Genomic DNA, 17,522 nt, shown 5'->3' with positions numbered 1-17,522 from the left:
ACCGGAGTATCGCCATGACCAAGGAACGCCTGGTCGTCATCGGCAACGGCATGGCCGGCTGCCGGGCGGTGGAGGAGCTGCTCAAGCGCGCCCCCGACCGCTACCAGATCGCCATCTTCGGGGCCGAGCCCCGGGTGAACTACAACCGCATCATGCTCTCGCCCGTCCTGGCCGGAGAGAAGGCCTTCGACGACATCGTCATCAATGACGAGGCCTGGTACCGCGACCACGGGATCACCCTCCATTCGGGGCGAGCCGTCACGGCCGTCGACCGGGAGGCGAAGGTGGTGCGGGCCGAGGGCGGGCTGGAGGTCGGCTATGACCGGCTGATCCTGGCCACGGGCTCGGATCCCGTGCGTCTGCCCCTGCCGGGCGCCGACCTCGCTGGCGTCGTCACCTTCCGCGACCTGGACGACGTGGAGGCCATGGTGGCCGCCGCACGCCCCGGCGCGCGGGCGGTGGTGATCGGCGGCGGCCTCCTGGGGCTGGAAGCGGCCTACGGCCTGGCGCGACGCGGCATGGCGGCGACCGTGGTCCATCTGGTCGACGTGCTGATGGAGCGCCAGCTCGACGCCTCGGCCGGCTTCCTGCTCGCCCAGGCCCTGTCCGAGCGTGGCGTCGAGACGGTGCTGGGGGGCCAGTCGGAGGAGATTGTGGGCGAGGACGGCCAGGTCCGCGCCCTGCGGCTGAAGGACGGCCGCGAGCTGCCCTGCGACCTGCTCGTCATGGCGGTCGGCATCCGCCCCAACACGGCGCTCGGCAAGTCCGCCGGTCTGGAGACCAATCGCGGCGTCGTGGTCGACGACGCCATGCGCACCTCCGACCCGGACATCCTGGCGGTGGGCGAATGCGTCGAGCACCGGGGGCAGTGCTATGGTCTGGTCGCCCCCATCTGGGACATGTGCAGGGCCGCCGCCCAGACCCTCACCGAGGGGCCGGCGAGCTATCAGGGTTCGGCCATCTCCACGCGGCTGAAGGTTTCGGGCGTGGACGTCTTCTCCGCGGGCGAGTTCGCCGGCGGGGAAGGCTGCGAGGACATCGTCTTCCGCGACGCCGGGCGCGGCGTCTACAAGCGCGTCGTCCTGCGCGACGGGAAACTCGCCGGCGCAGTCCTGTTCGGCGATGCGACCGACGGCGGCTGGTACTTCGACCTGATGCGCCAGGGGGCCGATGTCGGCGATATCCGCGACACCCTCGTCTTCGGCCAGGCGGTGACGGAGGGCCTTCGGGGGCTCGACCCTAGCGCCGCCGTTGCGGCCTTGGCCGACGAGGCCGAGATCTGCGGCTGCAACGGCGTCTGCAAGGGCGAGATCGTCGGCGCCATTGCGGGCCAGGGACTGACCACCCTCGACGATGTGCGCAGCGTCACCAAGGCCTCGGGCTCCTGCGGGACCTGCACGCCGCTGGTCGAACAGGTCCTGAAGCTGACCCTCGGCGACGGCTTCCAGGCCCAGACGGGGCCGAAGCCCGTCTGCAGGTGCACCCATCATCCCCACGCCGCCGTCCGCAAGGCGATCGTGGCCGAAGGGCTGAAGTCCATGCCGGCGGTCATGCAGGCCCTGGAATGGTCCACGCCCGATGGGTGCGCCGCCTGCCGGCCGGCGCTGAACTACTACCTGCTCTGCGCCTGGCCGGGCGAGTATGCGGACGACGCCCAGTCGCGGTTCGTCAACGAACGCGTCCACGCCAACATCCAGAAGGACGGCACCTATTCGGTGGTGCCGCGCATGTGGGGCGGCCTGACCTCTGCGGCGGAGCTTCGGGCCATCGCCGACGTGGCCGACAAGTTCGCCATTCCCACGGTGAAGGTGACGGGCGGCCAGCGCATCGACCTCCTGGGCGTGCGCAAGGAGGATCTGCCCGCCGTCTGGGCCGACCTGAACGCCGCCGGCATGGTCTCCGGCCACGCCTACGGCAAGGCGCTGCGCACGGTGAAGACCTGTGTCGGCTCCGACTGGTGCCGCTTCGGAACCCAGGACTCGACGGGGCTCGGGGTGAAGCTCGAGAAGTTCCTCTGGGGCTCCTGGACGCCGGCCAAGGTGAAGCTGGCCGTCTCCGGCTGTCCGCGCAACTGCGCCGAGGCCACCTGCAAGGACATCGGCGTGATCTGCGTCGACAGCGGCTACGAGATCCATGTCGGCGGCGCGGCCGGCCTGCACATCCAGGGCACTCAGGTGCTGACCAAGGTCGCCACGGAGGACGAGGCGATCGAGCTCATCGCCGCCATCCTGCAGTTCTACCGCGAGGACGGCTGGTACCTGGAGCGGATCTACAAATGGATCGACCGCATCGGGCTTGAGGCTCTGAAGGCCGCGGTGGTGGAGGACGGGGCGGGGCGCCGGGCCTTCTTCGATCGCTTCGTCGCCAGCCAGGCGCACAGCCAGTCCGATCCCTGGGCCGAGGAAGCCGCCGCCGCCGGGCGCCGCGACTATGCGCCTGTGTCCATCCTCCCGATGAAGGCCGCCGCCGAATGAACGCCGCAGTCCTGACTCTCGAACCCGACGCCGTCGTCTGGCGCGATGTCGCCGCCCTCGCCGACGTGCCCCTGCGCGGCGCGCGGCGCGTGCGCACCGCCGCGGGCGACGTGGCCATCTTCCGCACCGGGACGGGCGAGGTCTTCGCCCTGCTGGACCGCTGCCCGCACAAGCACGGACCGCTCAGCCAGGGCATCGTGCACGGCTCGGCCGTGACCTGTCCGCTGCATGCCTGGGTGATCGACCTCGCCTCGGGCCAGCCCCAGGGCGCCGACGCCGGCAAGGGGTGCGTGCCCGTGGTCGCCGTTAAGGCGGAAGGCGGGCGCATCCTGCTGGCCGATCCGGGCGAGGGCGGGCCCGTCTGATGGCTGAGGTTCGCACCACCTGCCCCTATTGCGGGGTCGGCTGCGGGGTCGCCGCGACGGCGGCGGGACGAAGCCTGCAGGTTCGGGGCGACGCCGGCCATCCGGCCAATCTCGGGCGGCTGTGCTCCAAGGGAACCGCGCTCGGCGACACCGTCGGCCTGGAAGGCCGCCTGCTGCATCCGGAGATCGGCGGCCGGCGGGCGAGCTGGGAAGAGGCGACCCAGCTCGTGGCCCGGCGGTTCTCCGAGACCATCGCCCGCCACGGACCGGACTCGGTGGCCTTCTACGTCTCAGGCCAACTGCTGACGGAGGACTATTACGTCGCCAACAAGCTCATGAAGGGCTTCATCGGTTCGGCCAATATCGACACCAATTCAAGGCTCTGCATGGCCTCGGCTGTGGCGGCGCACAAGCAGGCCTTCGGCGCCGACCTCGTGCCCGGCTGCTACCAGGACCTGGAACTGGCCGACCTCGTCGTCTTCTCCGGTCACAACGCCGCCTGGACCCATCCGGTGCTCTTCCGCCGCATGGAGGCGGCCCGCGGTCGAGGCCAGCGTCACGTGGTCATCGACCCCCGGCGGACGGACACGGCGCAGGAGGCCCACCTCCACCTTCCGCTGGCGCCCCAGACCGACGTGCGTTTGTGGAACGGTCTTCTGGCCTGGCTGATCGAGGCGGGCGCGGTCGACCTCGGCTATGTGGACGCGCATGTGATCGGCTTCGACGCCGTGCGCCGTCAGCTCTCGCGCGACGACCAGAGCGTCGCGGCGGTGGCCGCCGACTGCGGACTGGCGCCTGAAGATCTTCAGGCGTTCTACCAACTGTTCGCTGCAACACCTCGGACTGTCAGTCTTTTCTCCATGGGCGCCAACCAGTCCAGCCAGGGCGTGGCCAAGGGGCTGGCCATCATCAACGCCCACCTGGCCACGGGGCGGATCGGCAAGCCCGGCGCCTGTCCGTTCTCAATCACCGGCCAGCCCAACGCCATGGGCGGGCGCGAGACGGGCGGTCTCGCCAATACCCTGGCCGCCCACATGGATTTCACGCCGGAGGCCTGCGACCGGGTCGGCCGCTTCTGGGGCGCGCCGAACATCGCCCGCCGGCCGGGCCTGAAGGCGGTCGAGATGTTCGAGGCCGTGGCCGATGGACGGATCAAGGCGATCTGGATCATGGCGACCAATCCGGCGGTCAGCCTGCCCGACGCCGGCGCCGTGCGCGAGGCGCTGGCCCGCTGTCCCTTCGTGGTGGTCTCCGACTGCATGGCGCAGACCGACACCATGGGGTTCGCGCAGGTGAAGCTGCCGGCGCTGGCCTGGGGCGAGAAGGATGGGACGGTCACCAATTCCGAGCGGCGCATTTCGCGCCAACGCGCGGTGTTCGCCCCCCCGGGCGAGGCGCGGCCAGACTGGAAGATCATGGCCGAGGTGGCCGCCGCCATGGGGCACGGCGAGGCCTTCGCCTGGCGCTCCAACGCTCAGATCTTCCGCGAATGGGCGCGGCTGACCGCCTATGAGAACGACGGCCGCCTGCTCGATCTCGGGCCGCTGGTCGGGGTGACGCCGGAAGCCTACGACCGCCTGGAGCCGGTCCAGTGGCCGGTCCGCGCCGATGGCGGGACGGACCGCCTCTTCGTCGACGGGCAGTTCCAGACCCCCGACGGCCGGGCGCGCATGGTCCCCACCGCGCCCAAGGGCCCGGCGCGGCCGGTGGACGGCGCCTTCCCCTTGTCGCTGAACACCGGCCGCGTGCGCGATCACTGGCACACCCTGACGCGGACCGGCCTGTCGCCGGCGCTCTGCCGGCATGCGCCCGAGCCCTATGTGGAGATCCATCCTCGCGACGCCGCGCCGCTGGGGATCGGCGAGGGGGCCCTGGTCCGGGTGCGTACGGCCTTCGGGGAGGCGGTCGCCGTGGCCAAGCTCTCGGAGGCCCAGCGGCCGGGCGGGCTCTTCATGCCCATGCACTGGACCGAGGCGTTCGCGCCCCTCGGCCGCTCGAACCCGCTGGTGGCGCCCGACGTCGACCCGGTCTCCGGCCAGCCGGAATTCAAGCACACGCCGGCGCGCGTCCATCCGTACCGTGAGACCTGGCGTGGCTTCTTTCTCGCACGGGAAGCCTGGAGACCGCCGAAGGGGCTCGACCTCGTCTGGCGGCGCATTCCGCAGACCGCCTGCCAGCTTCACGAGTTCGCCGGGCGTGGCGACGAGTCGGAGCGGGCGGGCCTGCGCAAGGCCCTGACCCGCGGGGCCGCCGGGGAGACGCTGGTGCTGGAGGATGTCCGCGGCGGTCGGCTGCGGGAGGCCTTCATCTCGGACGGCCGCATCGACCGCGTGCTCTTCACAACGACCGCCGAGGGGCGCCTGCCGCCCCGCGACTGGCTGGCCGATCTGTTCACGCAAGACAAACTCGGCGACGCCGACCGCGCCGCCCTGCTGGTCGGCTTCGCGCCGGGCGCCCCGGCGACGACCGGTCCTGTCGTCTGCGCCTGCCTCAAGGTGCACGCCGGCCGGATCCATCAGGCCATCGCCGCCGGCGCCGACAGCGTCGACGCCGTCGCCGAGGCCACCGGCGCGGGGACCAACTGCGGCTCCTGCCGCCCCGAGATCGCCCGCCTGCTGCCCGCCAAGCTGGAGACCCGCCATGCGGCCTGAAGCCATTCCTCCCGTCCGGCTGGTCGGCGCCGGTCCCGGCCCCGCCGATCTGCTCACCCTGCGCGCCGTCCGGGCCATCGAAGGGGCGGAGGCTCTGCTCTACGACGCCCTGGTCGGGGAGGAGGTGCTGGCGCTCGCGCCCCAGGCCTGCCTGAAGATCCAGACCGGCAAGCGGGCGGGCCGGGCCTCCATGAAGCAGGAGACGATCAACCGGCTCATGGCGCGGCTCGCCCGCCGGGGTCTGCGCGTCGTCCGGCTGAAGGGCGGCGATCCCTCCGTCTTCGGCCGGGTGGGGGAGGAGCAGGCGGCCCTCCGGGCGCAGGGGATCGACTGCGAGATCGTGCCCGGCGTCACGGCCGCCTGCGCGGCGGCCGCCCAGTTCGGCGCGCCCCTGACCCACCGGGGCCTGGCGCGCCGCGTGGTCTTCACCACCGCCACTCTTCAGGACGGGCGGATCGCCATGGACTGGGCCGCCGCCTCCGACCCGGAAGCGACCCTGGCGATCTATATGGGCTCACGGGCCGCGCCGGAGATCGCACGGCGGCTGATCGCCTCGGGCCGCGCGCCTGCGACCCCGCTCGCCATCGTCAGCAACGCCGGCCGGACGGACGCGCGCCTGGCGCGGAGCACCCTGGCCGAAACGGCGGCCGGGGCCGCGCCGGACACGGGCGGCGGGCCGGCGCTGATCCTGGTGGGAGACGTGCTGGCGCTGGCCGCCGCGGCCGCGGCGCCGCTGGTCGGGGCGGCCTGAAGGCTCTCAGGCGCTTCCGCATCGGCGCCATCATCCTTAGTTATCCTGGGATGAGCGTCGCATTCACCCGTGAAGAAGACTACGAGGCCCGGGCCGCCGATCTGCCCGACCGCCCGATCTCGCCCCACGCCAATCTGGTGACCGCCTCGGGCCTCGCGGCCATCGAGCGCGAGCTGGAGGCCGCCAAGGCGGCTTACGCCGCCGCCCAGGCCGCGGGCGAGGTGAGCACCGACCGCACGGCCATGGCGCGGGCCACGCGCGACCTGCGCTATTGGTCCTCCCGCCGGGCGAGCGCGCAACTGACCGAGCCGGCGCCGGAGCCGGGCAAGGTGCAGTTCGGCGGCGCTGTGGAGATCGAACGCGAGGACGGCCGCAGCCAGACCTTCCGGATCGTCGGCGAGGACGAGGCCGACCCCGCGGCCGGCAGCATTTCCTACGTCTCGCCCATGGCGCGCGCCCTCCTGGGGAAGAGCGTGGGCGATTCGGCCGTGGTGAACGGGGCTGAGGTGGAGGTGATCGCCGTCCGGCCGTCGCCTGGCGACTGATTCTAGCTCTTGCGGACGAACTCGGCCCGCAGAACCAGCCCCTTGATCCCCTCGTAGCGGCAGTCGATCTCCTGATCGTCGCCGGTCAGCCGGATCGACTTGATCACCGTGCCGCGCTTCAGGGTCTGACCGGCGCCCTTGACCTTCAGGTCCTTGATCAGGGTCACGCTGTCGCCGTCGGCCAGCAGATTGCCCACCGAGTCGCGGACCTCGACCTGACCGGCCGCCGCCGCATTGGCCGCCGCCGTCTCGGCGCTGACCCACTCGCCGGTGGTCTCGTCATAGACGAAGTCGTTGTCGGCCGGGCTCATCGGTTGCGGGTCCACGAGGTTGAGGCGCGCCGGTCCGGCGTTCGGGGATGGAGGCCTGGCCCGGAATCGAACCGGGGTGCACGGATTTGCAGTCCGCTGCGTAACCACTCCGCCACCAGGCCATCCGGCAGCCGGCGCGCTCGTTTCAGGGCGCGCCGTTGCGTGCGGAGGCGGATCGCTAACAGAAGCGCCCGCCCGCGGCAATCTCTCTCGCAGGCGGTGATTGCGCTCTTGTTAAGGCCGGACCTATAAGCGCCCCACATTCGCACGCTTGCCGAGGTCCCATGGTCGACTTCTCCGCCGCCCGCCTGAACATGGTCGAGAGCCAGGTCCGGACCAACGACGTGACCGACGTGCGCGTCCAGGACGCCATGCGCGCGGTGCCGCGCGAAACCCTGGTGCTGCCCGGCAAGGCTTATCTCGCCTATGCCGACTCCGATCCCGAATATGCCCCCGGCCGCCGCCTGCTGTCGCCGCGCGACGTGGCCAAGCTGCTGCAGGCGCTGGCGCCCCAGCCGGGTCAGAAGGCGCTGGCCATCGCCGCCCCCTATGCGGCCGCCGTGCTCGAACACATCGGCCTCACGGTCGAGCGCCTGGAGGAGGGGGATCTGAAGACCCTGCCGGGCAAGGACTATGACCTGATCATCTGCGAAGGCGCCGTGGCGCGTGCGCCCGACGCCTGGACGGCGGGCCTGGCCCACGAAGGCCGGCTGGGCGTGATCGAGCGGGACGGGCCCGTCGGCAAGGCCGTGGTCTATATCCGGACCGAGACGGGCCTGGCGCGCCGGCAAGTCTTCGACGCCACGCCGCACTTCCTGACCGGATTTGAGCCTGAGCAAGGTTTCGCCTTCTGAGACGTGGTGAAACGCCTCGGCGAACAGGACGTGAGAAGATCGTAGAGTTGCGCGCCGCGCCCGGGAGGGAACGGCTCGGTCACCGCGTGAAAAAAGCTTAAGGTTGCGCCCTCTGGCCGAGACGGAAACGTGCGGTCATATAGGGCGCAGTCTCTCTCGCCTTAGTCGGGGATTACGAATGTTCAAAAGCCGTCGTGGGGGCTTGCTGGCCGCCGTTTGCAGCGCGGGCCTGGTGTTCGGCCTCGCCGTTCCGGCCGCCGCCGAAACCCTGGCCGACGCCATCGCGCTCGCCTACCAGACCAACCCGACCCTGCAGGCCCAGCGCGCCAGCCAGCGCGCGCTCGACGAGAGCATCGTCCAGGCCCGGTCGGGCTGGCGGCCCTCGCTGAGCGCCTCGGCCTCGGGTCAGTACACGGAGACGCGGACGCCCGGGCGGCTCATCGACACCGACGGCGACGATGTCGGCGACACGCTCTCGGGCATCGACGAGGGCAATTCCGGGGCCGCCAGCCTGTCCCTGACCCAGCCGATCTGGACCGGCGGCCGCGTGGCCTCCGCCGTCTCCGCCGCCGAGGCCGACGTGCTGGCCGGCCTGGAGAACCTGCGCCGCATCGAGCAGGAGATCCTGGGCAGCGTCATCTCCGCCTATGTGGATGTCCGCGCCAACCAGGAGGCCGTGCGCGTCCGCCAGGACAACGTGGCCGTCCTGCGCCGCCAGCTCGACGAATCCAACGCCCGCTTCGAGGTCGGCGAGATCACCCGCACCGACGTCGCCCAGTCCCAGGCGCGCCTGGCCGCCGCCGAGGCCCTGCTGCGCTCGGCCGAGGCGCAGCTCGCCATCAGCCGCGCGACCTATGCCGCCGTGGTGGGGCAGAATCCCGGCACGCTCGAGGCCGAGCCGCCGCTCGCCGAAATCCTGCCGGCGACGGTGGACGCCGCCTACGAGGCCGCCGAGATCGAGAACCCGCAGGTGCGCCAGGCCCTCTACAACGCCCAGGCCGCCGAGGCTCGGGTCTCGGCCGCCCGGGCCGAACGCATGCCCAATCTGTCGCTGAACGGCAGCCTGGGGTGGAGCGGCCTGGCCGATCCGTTCGAGCCCTCGGACTATTCGCGCAACATCACCGGCCGCGCGACCCTGACCGTGCCGCTGTTCACCGGCGGCCTGACCAATTCGCGCATCCGCGCCGCCCGCGAGCGTGAGAACGCCGCTGAGCTCGGCGTCGAGCAGGCCCGCCGCAGCGCCCTGCAGAACGTCACCCAGGCCTGGAGCCAGCTTCTGGCCGCCCGGGCCAATATCGGCTCCACCGACGAACAGGTCCGCGCCGCCCGCATCGCCGCCGAGGGCGTGCGCCAGGAGCAGCAGGTCGGCCTGCGGACCACCATCGACGTGCTGAACGCCGAGCAGGAGCTGCGCTCGGCCGAACTGGCCCAGATTTCGGCCCGTCGCGACGAATATGTGGCCGCCGCCTCGGTGCTCGCCGCCATCGGCCGGCTGCAGGCGGAGAACCTGGTTCCGGGCATCGACGTCTACGACGCCCAGGCCAATTCCGAAGGCAAGCGGATCACCTGGGGCTGGGTGCCCTGGGAGGAGCCGATCGCCATCGTCGACTCCGCCTTCGTGCCGCAGACCGAGGAACTGCCGCACGACGCCCCGATCTCGACGGCGAACTAGGACGTTGCAGTCTTCGCCCGACGCGATTGCAGCCTTGCGGCGTCGGGCGGAAATTGCAGGATCGCCGCAACGCGCCTAGGCTGGCGCGGAAGGATTCTCCAAGCACTCAGCACGGCGCGCCACATGTCCGATCAGACGTCCCAAGAACCGACGATGGAGGAGATTCTCGCCTCCATTCGCCGCATCATCTCTGAGGACGACGCTCCGGCCGAAGAGCCCAAGGCGGAGGCGGCCGAGCCGGAGCCCGCGCCGGCCGCCGAGGCCCCGGCGCCCGAACCGGAGCCGGAACCCGAACCGGAGCCCGCGCCGGAGCCCACCTTCTCGGCCGAGCCCGAGGATGAGGAGGTGCTGGAGCTGACCGACCGGGTCGACCAGGTCGGCGACCTGGACGTCTACAGCCCGACCACGGCGCCCGCTTCGGCCGAACCGGAATCGGCGGCCTACGCGCCCGAGCCGGCGTCGTCCTATGACGACACCGACGAAGGCCTGCTGAGCCAGACCGCCGCCACCGCTGCGGCCTCGGCCTTCGGCCAGCTTTCGGCGGCGATCGGCATGCCGCACAGCGACCGCACGCTGGAGGACGTCGTGCGCGAACTGCTGCGTCCGCTGCTCAAGCAGTGGCTGGACGACAACCTGCCGCGCATCGTCGAGGCCTCGGTCCGCGAGGAAGTCGAACGCATCGCCCGCGGGCGCGTACGCTAAAATCACCTGTTCGCCGATGCGCGCCGCCGGCGCGCTGGCCTTGCGAACCCGCCCTGACCACGGGCGGGTTCGTTCGTTTTAGGCGCCGCACCCGGCTTCCGCCGCGCGGCGCGGGGCTGTAATGGACGCCGGATCCGCCATGCTTGATAAGACCTTCGATCCCAAGACCGCCGAACCGCGCCTCTACGAGGCGTGGGAGCAGTCGGGCGCCTTCGCCCCCACCGACGATCCGGCCGCCGAGCCCTTTTCCATCGTCATCCCGCCGCCCAACGTCACCGGCTCGCTGCACATCGGCCATGCGCTGAACAACACGCTGCAGGACGTGATCATCCGCTTCGAGCGGATGCGGGGGAAGGCGGCCCTGTGGCTGCCCGGCACCGATCATGCGGGCATCGCCACCCAGATGGTCGTGGAGCGCCAGCTCGCCGAGGCCGGCAATATGAGCCGCCGCGACCTGGGCCGCGAAGCCTTCATCGAGAAGGTCTGGGAGTGGAAGGCGAAGTCCGGCGGGACCATCGTCAACCAGCTCCGCCGCCTCGGCGCCTCCTGCGACTGGAGCCGCGAGCGCTTCACCCTGGACGAAGGCCTGTCGGCCGCCGTTCGCAAGGTCTTCGTCCAACTCCACAAGGAAGGGCTGATCTATCGCGACAAGCGGCTGGTGAACTGGGACCCGCACTTCCAGACCGCCATCTCCGATCTGGAGGTCGAGCAGCGCGAGGTCGACGGGAACTACTGGCACTTCGCCTATCCGCTGGAGGACGGCTCCGGCGAAATCGTCGTGGCCACCACGCGGCCCGAGACCATGCTCGGCGACACTGCCGTCGCCGTTCATCCTGACGACGAGCGCTACAAGCATCTGATCGGCAAGTGCGTCCGACTGCCCATCGTCGGCCGGCCCATCCCGATCATCGCCGACGACTATGCCGATCCGGAAAAGGGCTCCGGGGCGGTGAAGATCACGCCCGCCCACGACTTCAACGACTTCATGGTCGGCAAGCGCAACAACCTGCCGGCCATCAATGTCATGGACGAGTTCGCGCGCATCAATGACGAAGCCCCGGCGGCCTATCGCGGCCTGGACCGCTTCGCGGCGCGCAAAAAGATCGTCGAGGAATTCGAGTCCCTGGGCCTGCTGCGCGGCATCGAGCCGACCCGCCACGTCGTTCCGCACGGCGACCGCTCCGGCGTTCCCGTGGAGCCCTTCCTGACCGACCAGTGGTACGTCAACGCCGAGGTCCTGGCGAAGCCGGCCATCCAGGCGGTGGAGGACGGCCGCACCGTCTTCGAGCCCCGCAACTGGGAGAAGACCTATTTCGAGTGGATGCGGAACATCCAGCCCTGGTGCATCTCGCGCCAGCTCTGGTGGGGCCACCGCATCCCGGCCTGGTACGGCCCGGACGGCCGTCCCTTCGTCGCCGAGACGGAGGAGGAGGCGCGCGCCGCCGCCCGCGAGCACTATGGCCGCGACGAGCCTCTGAAGCAGGACGAGGACGTCCTCGACACCTGGTTCTCCTCGGGCCTGTGGCCGTTCTCGACCATGGGCTGGCCGGAGAAGACGAAGGACCTGGAGCGGTTCTATCCGACCCACACCCTGATCACCGGCTTCGACATCATCTTCTTCTGGGTCGCCCGGATGATGATGCAGGGCCTGCATTTCACGGGCGAGGTTCCGTTCCGCCGCGTCTTCATCAACGCCCTGGTCCGTGACGCCGAGGGCAAGAAGATGTCCAAGTCCAAGGGGAACGTCATGGACCCCCTGGAACTGGTGGACGAGTTCGGGGCTGACGCCCTGCGCTTCACGCTCACCGCCATGTCGGGCCAGGCGCGCGACATCAAGCTGTCGCGCCAGCGGATCGAGGGCTATCGCAACTTCGGCACCAAGCTGTGGAACGCCACCCGCTTCTGCCAGATGAACGGCTGCGCCCGGGCGGAGGGGTTCGACCCCGCGAACCTGAAGGTGACGCTCAACCGCTGGATCGTCGGCGAGGCGGCCAAGGCGGCCCAGGGCGTGACCCAGGCGCTCGACGGCTGCGGCTTCGACGAGGCGGCCAACGCCCTCTACCGCTTCATCTGGAACGTCTACTGCGACTGGTACGTCGAACTCGCCAAGCCGATCCTCAACGGCGACGACGCCGCGGCCAAGGCCGAGACGCAGGCCACGGCGGCCTGGATGCTGGACGTGATCCTGCGCCTGCTGCACCCGATCATGCCCTTCGTCACCGAAGAGCTGTGGTCCCAGACGGCCGGCGAGGGCGCCCCGCGCGATCACAGCGGCTTCCTGATGACCGCGCCCTGGCCGGACCTCTCCGAGGGCCTGGCGGACGCCGCCGCTGAGGCCGAGATCGGCCTCGTCATCGCCGCCGTCAGCGAGGGCCGCTCGGTCCGGGCCGAGCTGAACGTGCCGCCCTCGGCCCGTCCGGAACTGCTGGTCATCGAGGCCAGCGCCGATCAGCGCCGGGTGCTGGAAGAGGCCGCCGCCGTCATCGGCCAGACCCTGCGGGTGGCCGGCGTCCGTTCGGCCGATCGCGCGCCCGAGGGGGCCATTCCCTTCGTCGTCGAGGGGGCGACGCTCGCCCTGCCGGTGGCGGAGTTCATCGACCTGGCCGCCGAACGGGCCCGTCTGACCAGGGAGATCGCCGCCCACGCCGCGGACATGGAGCGGACGGCCAAGAAGCTGAACAATCCCGACTTCGTGGCCCGCGCGCCCGAAGAGGTGGTCGAGGAGAACCGCGAACGGCTCGCCGAGGCCGAGGCCGCCAAGGCGAAACTCGAGGCCGCCCTGGAGCGCCTGTCCGGCGTGTCCTGAGGCTCAGGCGGCGCCGGCGACATCGGCCGGCGCCATGGCGTGACTCGCCAGGGCGATGAGGTCGTGCGGCTGGATCGGCTTGGCGAGGACGGCGTCCATCCCGGCGTCGAAGCACTTCTGTTCGATCTCGGGGCCCGTCTGGGCTGTGAGCGCCACGATGGGAGCGCCGACATTCAGCGGGCAGGTGGCGCGGATGGCGCTGGTCGCGGCGAGGCCGTCGAGCACCGGCATGTTCACGTCCATCAGGACCAGGTCGTAGCGCTGGGCGGTGGCGAAGGCGAGCGCCTGCTGCCCGTCCTCCGCCTCGTCGATTTCGAGGCCGGGCGACGCCAGGAACAGCCGCACCAGTTCGCGGTTCATCGGATGATCGTCGACGATCAGGATGCGGCCGCGGAGGGCGGCGCTCGCCGACGCCGGAGCGGCGACGGCGCTGTCCTTGGCGTTCGTCTCATTGACCACCGGCGCGGGCGCTTCCAGCCAGAAGACCGCGCCCTGGCCCTCCTGGCTCTCGACGCCGATCCGGCCGCCCATCAGTTCGACGAGCTCCCGGCTGATGGAAAGGCCGAGCCCCGATCCGCCGTGCCGCCGGGTGACGGATCCGTCGACCTGGGAGAACCGCTTGAAGAGACGTTCCTGGCGGTCCTGGGGAATGCCCGGTCCGGTGTCGATCACCTCGACCCGCAGCGCCGGCGCCTCGACGCCGCCCGTCTCGCGGACCCGGAGGGTGACCGAGCCGTGGTCGGTGAACTTGATGGCGTTGCCGGTCAGGTTGACGAGGATCTGGCGGAGCCGCAGATCGTCGAGCAGCCGCCTCGGCTCCGCCATCTGTGCGTCCAGCGTCAGGTCGATCCCCTTGACCGCGGCCTGCACGGACAGGATGTCGCGAACCTCTTCCAGTAGACGCGGCACGTCGGCGGGGGCGGGCTCCAGCTGGATCTGGCCGGCCTCCAGCTTCGAGAAGTCCAGCACATCGTTGATGAGCGCCAGGAGCGCCTGGCCGGCGGCGGTGATGCGGCCGACATGCTGCGCCGCCGGCGTCGGGAGTTCCGGGATCGTCGCCAGCAGGGACGAGAAGCCCAGGATGCTGGTCAGCGGCGTGCGCAGCTCGTGGCTCATATTGGCCAGGAAGACGGTCTTGGCTTCCGCGGCGGCCTGCAGGCGGGCCTCGAGCTCGCGTCGCGCCGTGACGTCGCGGAAGACGCTGACCATCTCCACGGCCTCGCCGTTGATGTCGCGGACGATGGTGGAGGCGCCTTCCAGCCAGACGATCGATCCGTCCGCGGCCACGACCGGATAGTCGCGCGTCTTGGCGCTCCCGGTGTGGGTGGCGTTGAACAGGTCGAGCAGCGCGTTCGCGGCGTCCTTGCGGTGCTGGCCCGGCAGGAATTCGGTCAGGTGACGGCCGGCGACGTCTTCGGGCGCATAGCCGAGCTGACGGCACGAGGGCGAGGCGTATCGGACCACGCCGTCGCGGTCGATGCGCAGAAGGATGTCGTGGCAATTGTCCGCCAACAGACGGTATCGCGCCTCGCTCGCGCGCAGCTCCGTCAGGGCGCGGCGCTCTTCCGTGATGTCCTGTATGACGCCCAGCAGCGCGCTCGGGCGGCCCTTGGCGTCCGAATCCGCCTGGGCGCGCGTGCGGACCCACCGCTCCGCCCCATCGCTGGCGCGCCGCAGGCGCAGCGGGGTGTCGAAGCCGATCCCCGTCCGCCACGCGCGGGCGACCATTTCCTGGATCAGTCGCTGGTCGTCGGGATGATAGAGCGCCAGCGCGTCTTCAAAGCTTGGCGGCGCGGCCGCTCGCGGCAGGCCGTGAATATCGAAGACGCCATCGGACCAGTGGCTGACGCCCGAATCCCGGTCGAGACGCCAGTGGCCGAGGCCGGCCGCCTGTTCGGCGATTTCCAGGGTGCGCGCCTGCTCGGCGATCCGGGCGTCGGCCTCCCGCCGGACGCGCAGCTCATGGCCGAGCTGTATTGCGCTTTCGACAGCGCTCGCCAGAGTGCGCAGCTGCGCGCGGGCGGTGCCGTCCATCGGCGGGCGCGGACTGGTGTCGGCGACGCAGAGCGTGCCGAGCGGCTCCCCCTCGGGCGAGCGGAGAAGGGCGCCGGCGTAGTAACGCACATGGGGGGCGCCCACGACATAGGCATAGGTGGCGAAGCGCGGATCGCGCAGCGTGTCGCAGACCTCGAAGACGCCCGCGCCTTCCAGGGCGGCGTGGTGGCAGAACGATCCCTCACGCGGGATGGAGGTTTCGTCGAGGCCGATGTGGCTGCGGAACCACTGCCGGTCGCCGTCCAGGAGGCTCACCATGCCCATGGGGGCGCGGAAGATCTGCGTCGCCAGGCGCGTGAGCGAGTCGAACGTCTCCGCCGGCCCCGAATCGGCGGCGGCCAGGGCGGGCGCAGACGAGGCCAGCATGTCGCGACGCGAGAGCACGGAGTTCTTCCCAACCATGGGTCGATCCTCCGCGGGACGTCGTTAAGGAGGCCTTGCGCAGGGGCTGCGGCGCGGGGCCGCAGCCCTGGGCTGTATCGCTCGAACACACGTTTGCCTCAGGCCGCAGGTTATGCTTGTTCACCTGAGACGACGCCGGGACTGTCCGATCCCCGCGCAGCATTAGGAGAACGCTCATGACCGAGGCCGCTCTGCCTCCCGGCTGGCCCGCCATGTCCATCGCCGACGCCCACGCCCTGCTGACGGCTCCGGGCACGCCCTTCGAGACGGAGGAGGTCGAGGTCCGCGGCGTCAAGCTGAAGACCTGGAAGAACTCGCCGGCCTCCCTGCGCGACGTGGTCGAGGCGGCCCGCGCCCACGGCGAAAAGATCTTCCTCGTCTACGAGGACGAGCGCGTCAGCTTCGAGGCCTTCTATCGCGCCGTCTCCGCTCTGGCCCGCGAGTTCGCGTCCAAGGGCGTGAAGAAGGGCGACCGCGTCGCCATCGTCATGCGCAACCTGCCCGAGTGGGTCGTGTCCTTCTACGCCGGGGCGGCGCTGGGCGCGATCGTCACGCCGCTGAACGCCTGGTGGACCGGGCCCGAACTGGAATATGGCCTGACCGACTCCGGCACCAAGGTGCTGGTCGTCGACGCCGAGCGCTATGAGCGCCTGACCGAGCACCTGCCGAACTGTCCGGACCTCGTCCACGTCTATGTCTCGCGCGAGAGCGACGAGATCGCCCACCCCGAGGTGAGCTGCCTGGAGAACATCATCGGCGGCCCCAACGACTGGGCCAAGCTGCCGGACCAGCCGCTGCCGTCGGTGGAGATCGCCCCCGACGACGACGCGACCATCTTCTACACCTCGGGGACGACGGGGAAGCCGAAGGGCGCGCTGGCCACGAACCGCGGCGTGAACTCGAACATCCTGACGGCGGCCTGCGCCGGCGCCCGCCGCTTCCTGCGCCGCGGCGAGATGCCGCCGGCGCCCGATCCGGACGGGCCGCAGCGGTCGTCCCTGATTTCGATTCCGTTCTTCCACGTGACCGGCTGCATGGCCGTGCTGAACACCAGCCTCTTCGCCGGCGCCAAGCTGGTGATGATGTACAAGTGGGACGTGATCCGCGCCTTCGAGCTGATCGAGCGCGAGAAGATCCAGTCCGCCGGCGGCGTGCCCACCATCGCCTGGCAGCTCATCGAGCACCCGGCGCGAAAGAACTACGATCTGTCGTCGCTGGAGTCGGTGGCCTATGGCGGCGCGCCCTCCGCCCCGGAGCTGGTGCGCCGGATCAGCGAGGCCTTCCCGAAGTCGCAGCCCGGCCAGGGCTGGGGCATGACCGAGACCTGCGCCACCGTCACCAGCAACGGCGCCGAGGACTATGTGAACCGTCCCGACAGCTGCGGCCCCGCCGCGCCCGTGGCCGAGCTGAAGATCATGGATCCGGCCGACGGCAAGACCGAGATGCCGGTGGGCCAGGTCGGCGAGCTGTGGGCCAAGGGGCCGATGGTGGTGAAGGGCTACTGGAACAAGCCCGAGGCCACGGCCCAGACCTTCATCGACGGTTGGGTTCGCACCGGCGACCTGGCGCGCCTCGACGAAGAGGGCTTCTGCTACATCATCGACCGGGCCAAGGACATGCTGATCCGCGGCGGTGAGAACATCTACTGCGTCGAGGTGGAGAACGTTCTCTACGACCATCCGGCGGTGATGGACGCCGCCATCGTCGGCGTGCCGCACAAGACCCTCGGCGAGGAGCCGGCCGCCGTGGTGACGCTGAAGCCGGGCGCGGAGGCCACCGAACAGGAGCTGCGCGCCCACGTCGCCGAGCATCTGGCCGCCTTCAAGGTGCCGGTCGCGGTGAAGTTCTGGCACGAGACCCTGCCGCGCAATCCGAACGGCAAGATCCTGAAGAACGAGCTGAAGAAGCTGTTCGAGGATAAGGCCGACGCCTGA

General features: G+C 70.5%; 12 protein-coding genes and 1 tRNA gene. 10 read left to right on the top strand and 3 right to left on the bottom strand.

Annotation, left to right across the window (positions count from 1 at the left end):
- The first annotated feature begins 14 nt into the window (after positions 1 to 14).
- The 5 genes from nirB to greA are packed head-to-tail and all read left to right on the top strand — an operon-like array spanning position 15 to position 6,786.
- Positions 15 to 2,474 (top strand): nitrite reductase large subunit NirB, encoded by a 2,460-nt coding sequence (nirB, locus tag H2041_RS04780; protein ID WP_293410012.1) that lies wholly within the window; start codon positions 15 to 17, stop codon positions 2,472 to 2,474.
- Positions 2,471 to 2,839: a nitrite reductase small subunit NirD gene (gene nirD, locus H2041_RS04775; protein WP_293410011.1), complete on the top strand. Its 369-nt coding sequence runs from the start codon at positions 2,471 to 2,473 to the stop codon at positions 2,837 to 2,839. Before nirB ends, nirD begins: the two co-directional genes overlap by 4 nt.
- Positions 2,839 to 5,490, top strand: coding sequence for a nitrate reductase (locus H2041_RS04770; protein ID WP_293410010.1), 2,652 nt, complete (start codon positions 2,839 to 2,841; stop codon positions 5,488 to 5,490). The genes nirD and H2041_RS04770 overlap by 1 nt, the downstream gene beginning before the upstream one ends.
- Positions 5,480 to 6,241, top strand: a complete 762-nt coding sequence (gene cobA / locus H2041_RS04765) for a uroporphyrinogen-III C-methyltransferase (protein WP_293410008.1) — start codon at positions 5,480 to 5,482, stop codon at positions 6,239 to 6,241. Before H2041_RS04770 ends, cobA begins: the two co-directional genes overlap by 11 nt.
- A 50-nt stretch (positions 6,242 to 6,291) precedes the next feature.
- Positions 6,292 to 6,786 (top strand): transcription elongation factor GreA, encoded by a 495-nt coding sequence (gene greA / locus H2041_RS04760; protein ID WP_293410006.1) that lies wholly within the window; start codon positions 6,292 to 6,294, stop codon positions 6,784 to 6,786.
- A gap of 2 nt (positions 6,787 to 6,788) precedes the next feature.
- Here greA and H2041_RS04755 read toward each other — a convergent pair whose 3' ends face one another.
- Positions 6,789 to 7,097, bottom strand: a complete 309-nt coding sequence (locus H2041_RS04755; protein WP_293410004.1) for a zinc ribbon domain-containing protein YjdM — start codon at positions 7,095 to 7,097, stop codon at positions 6,789 to 6,791.
- A 48-nt stretch (positions 7,098 to 7,145) separates the two neighbouring features.
- A tRNA-Cys gene (locus tag H2041_RS04750) sits at positions 7,146 to 7,219 on the bottom strand.
- Positions 7,220 to 7,381: 162 nt separating this feature from the next.
- Between H2041_RS04750 and H2041_RS04745 the strand changes: the two genes are divergently transcribed.
- The 4 genes from H2041_RS04745 to H2041_RS04730 all read left to right on the top strand — a co-directional run bounded on the left by H2041_RS04745 (position 7,382) and on the right by H2041_RS04730 (position 13,131).
- Positions 7,382 to 7,951 carry a protein-L-isoaspartate O-methyltransferase gene (locus H2041_RS04745; RefSeq protein ID WP_293410002.1) on the top strand — a complete coding sequence of 190 codons (570 nt, stop codon included), beginning with the start codon at positions 7,382 to 7,384 and terminating at the stop codon, positions 7,949 to 7,951.
- Between the two features lie 178 nt (positions 7,952 to 8,129).
- Positions 8,130 to 9,623 (top strand): TolC family outer membrane protein, encoded by a 1,494-nt coding sequence (locus H2041_RS04740; RefSeq protein WP_293410000.1) that lies wholly within the window; start codon positions 8,130 to 8,132, stop codon positions 9,621 to 9,623.
- Positions 9,624 to 9,746: 123 nt separating this feature from the next.
- On the top strand, positions 9,747 to 10,325 hold the full coding sequence (locus H2041_RS04735; RefSeq protein WP_293409998.1) for a PopZ family protein: 579 nt from the start codon (positions 9,747 to 9,749) through the stop codon (positions 10,323 to 10,325).
- Positions 10,326 to 10,464: 139 nt separating this feature from the next.
- Positions 10,465 to 13,131 (top strand): valine--tRNA ligase, encoded by a 2,667-nt coding sequence (locus tag H2041_RS04730; protein ID WP_293409996.1) that lies wholly within the window; start codon positions 10,465 to 10,467, stop codon positions 13,129 to 13,131.
- Positions 13,132 to 13,134: 3 nt separating this feature from the next.
- Here the strand turns inward: H2041_RS04730 and H2041_RS04725 are convergent, their stop codons facing one another.
- On the bottom strand, positions 13,135 to 15,588 hold the full coding sequence (locus tag H2041_RS04725; protein ID WP_293409994.1) for an ATP-binding protein: 2,454 nt from the start codon (positions 15,586 to 15,588) through the stop codon (positions 13,135 to 13,137).
- A gap of 176 nt (positions 15,589 to 15,764) precedes the next feature.
- Between H2041_RS04725 and H2041_RS04720 the strand changes: the two genes are divergently transcribed.
- On the top strand, positions 15,765 to 17,522 hold the full coding sequence (locus H2041_RS04720) for a class I adenylate-forming enzyme family protein (RefSeq protein ID WP_293409992.1): 1,758 nt from the start codon (positions 15,765 to 15,767) through the stop codon (positions 17,520 to 17,522).

Source organism: Phenylobacterium sp., from assembly GCF_013911965.1.
GTDB lineage: Bacteria > Pseudomonadota > Alphaproteobacteria > Caulobacterales > Caulobacteraceae > Phenylobacterium.
This window is presented reverse-complemented; position numbering and strand designations above follow the sequence as displayed.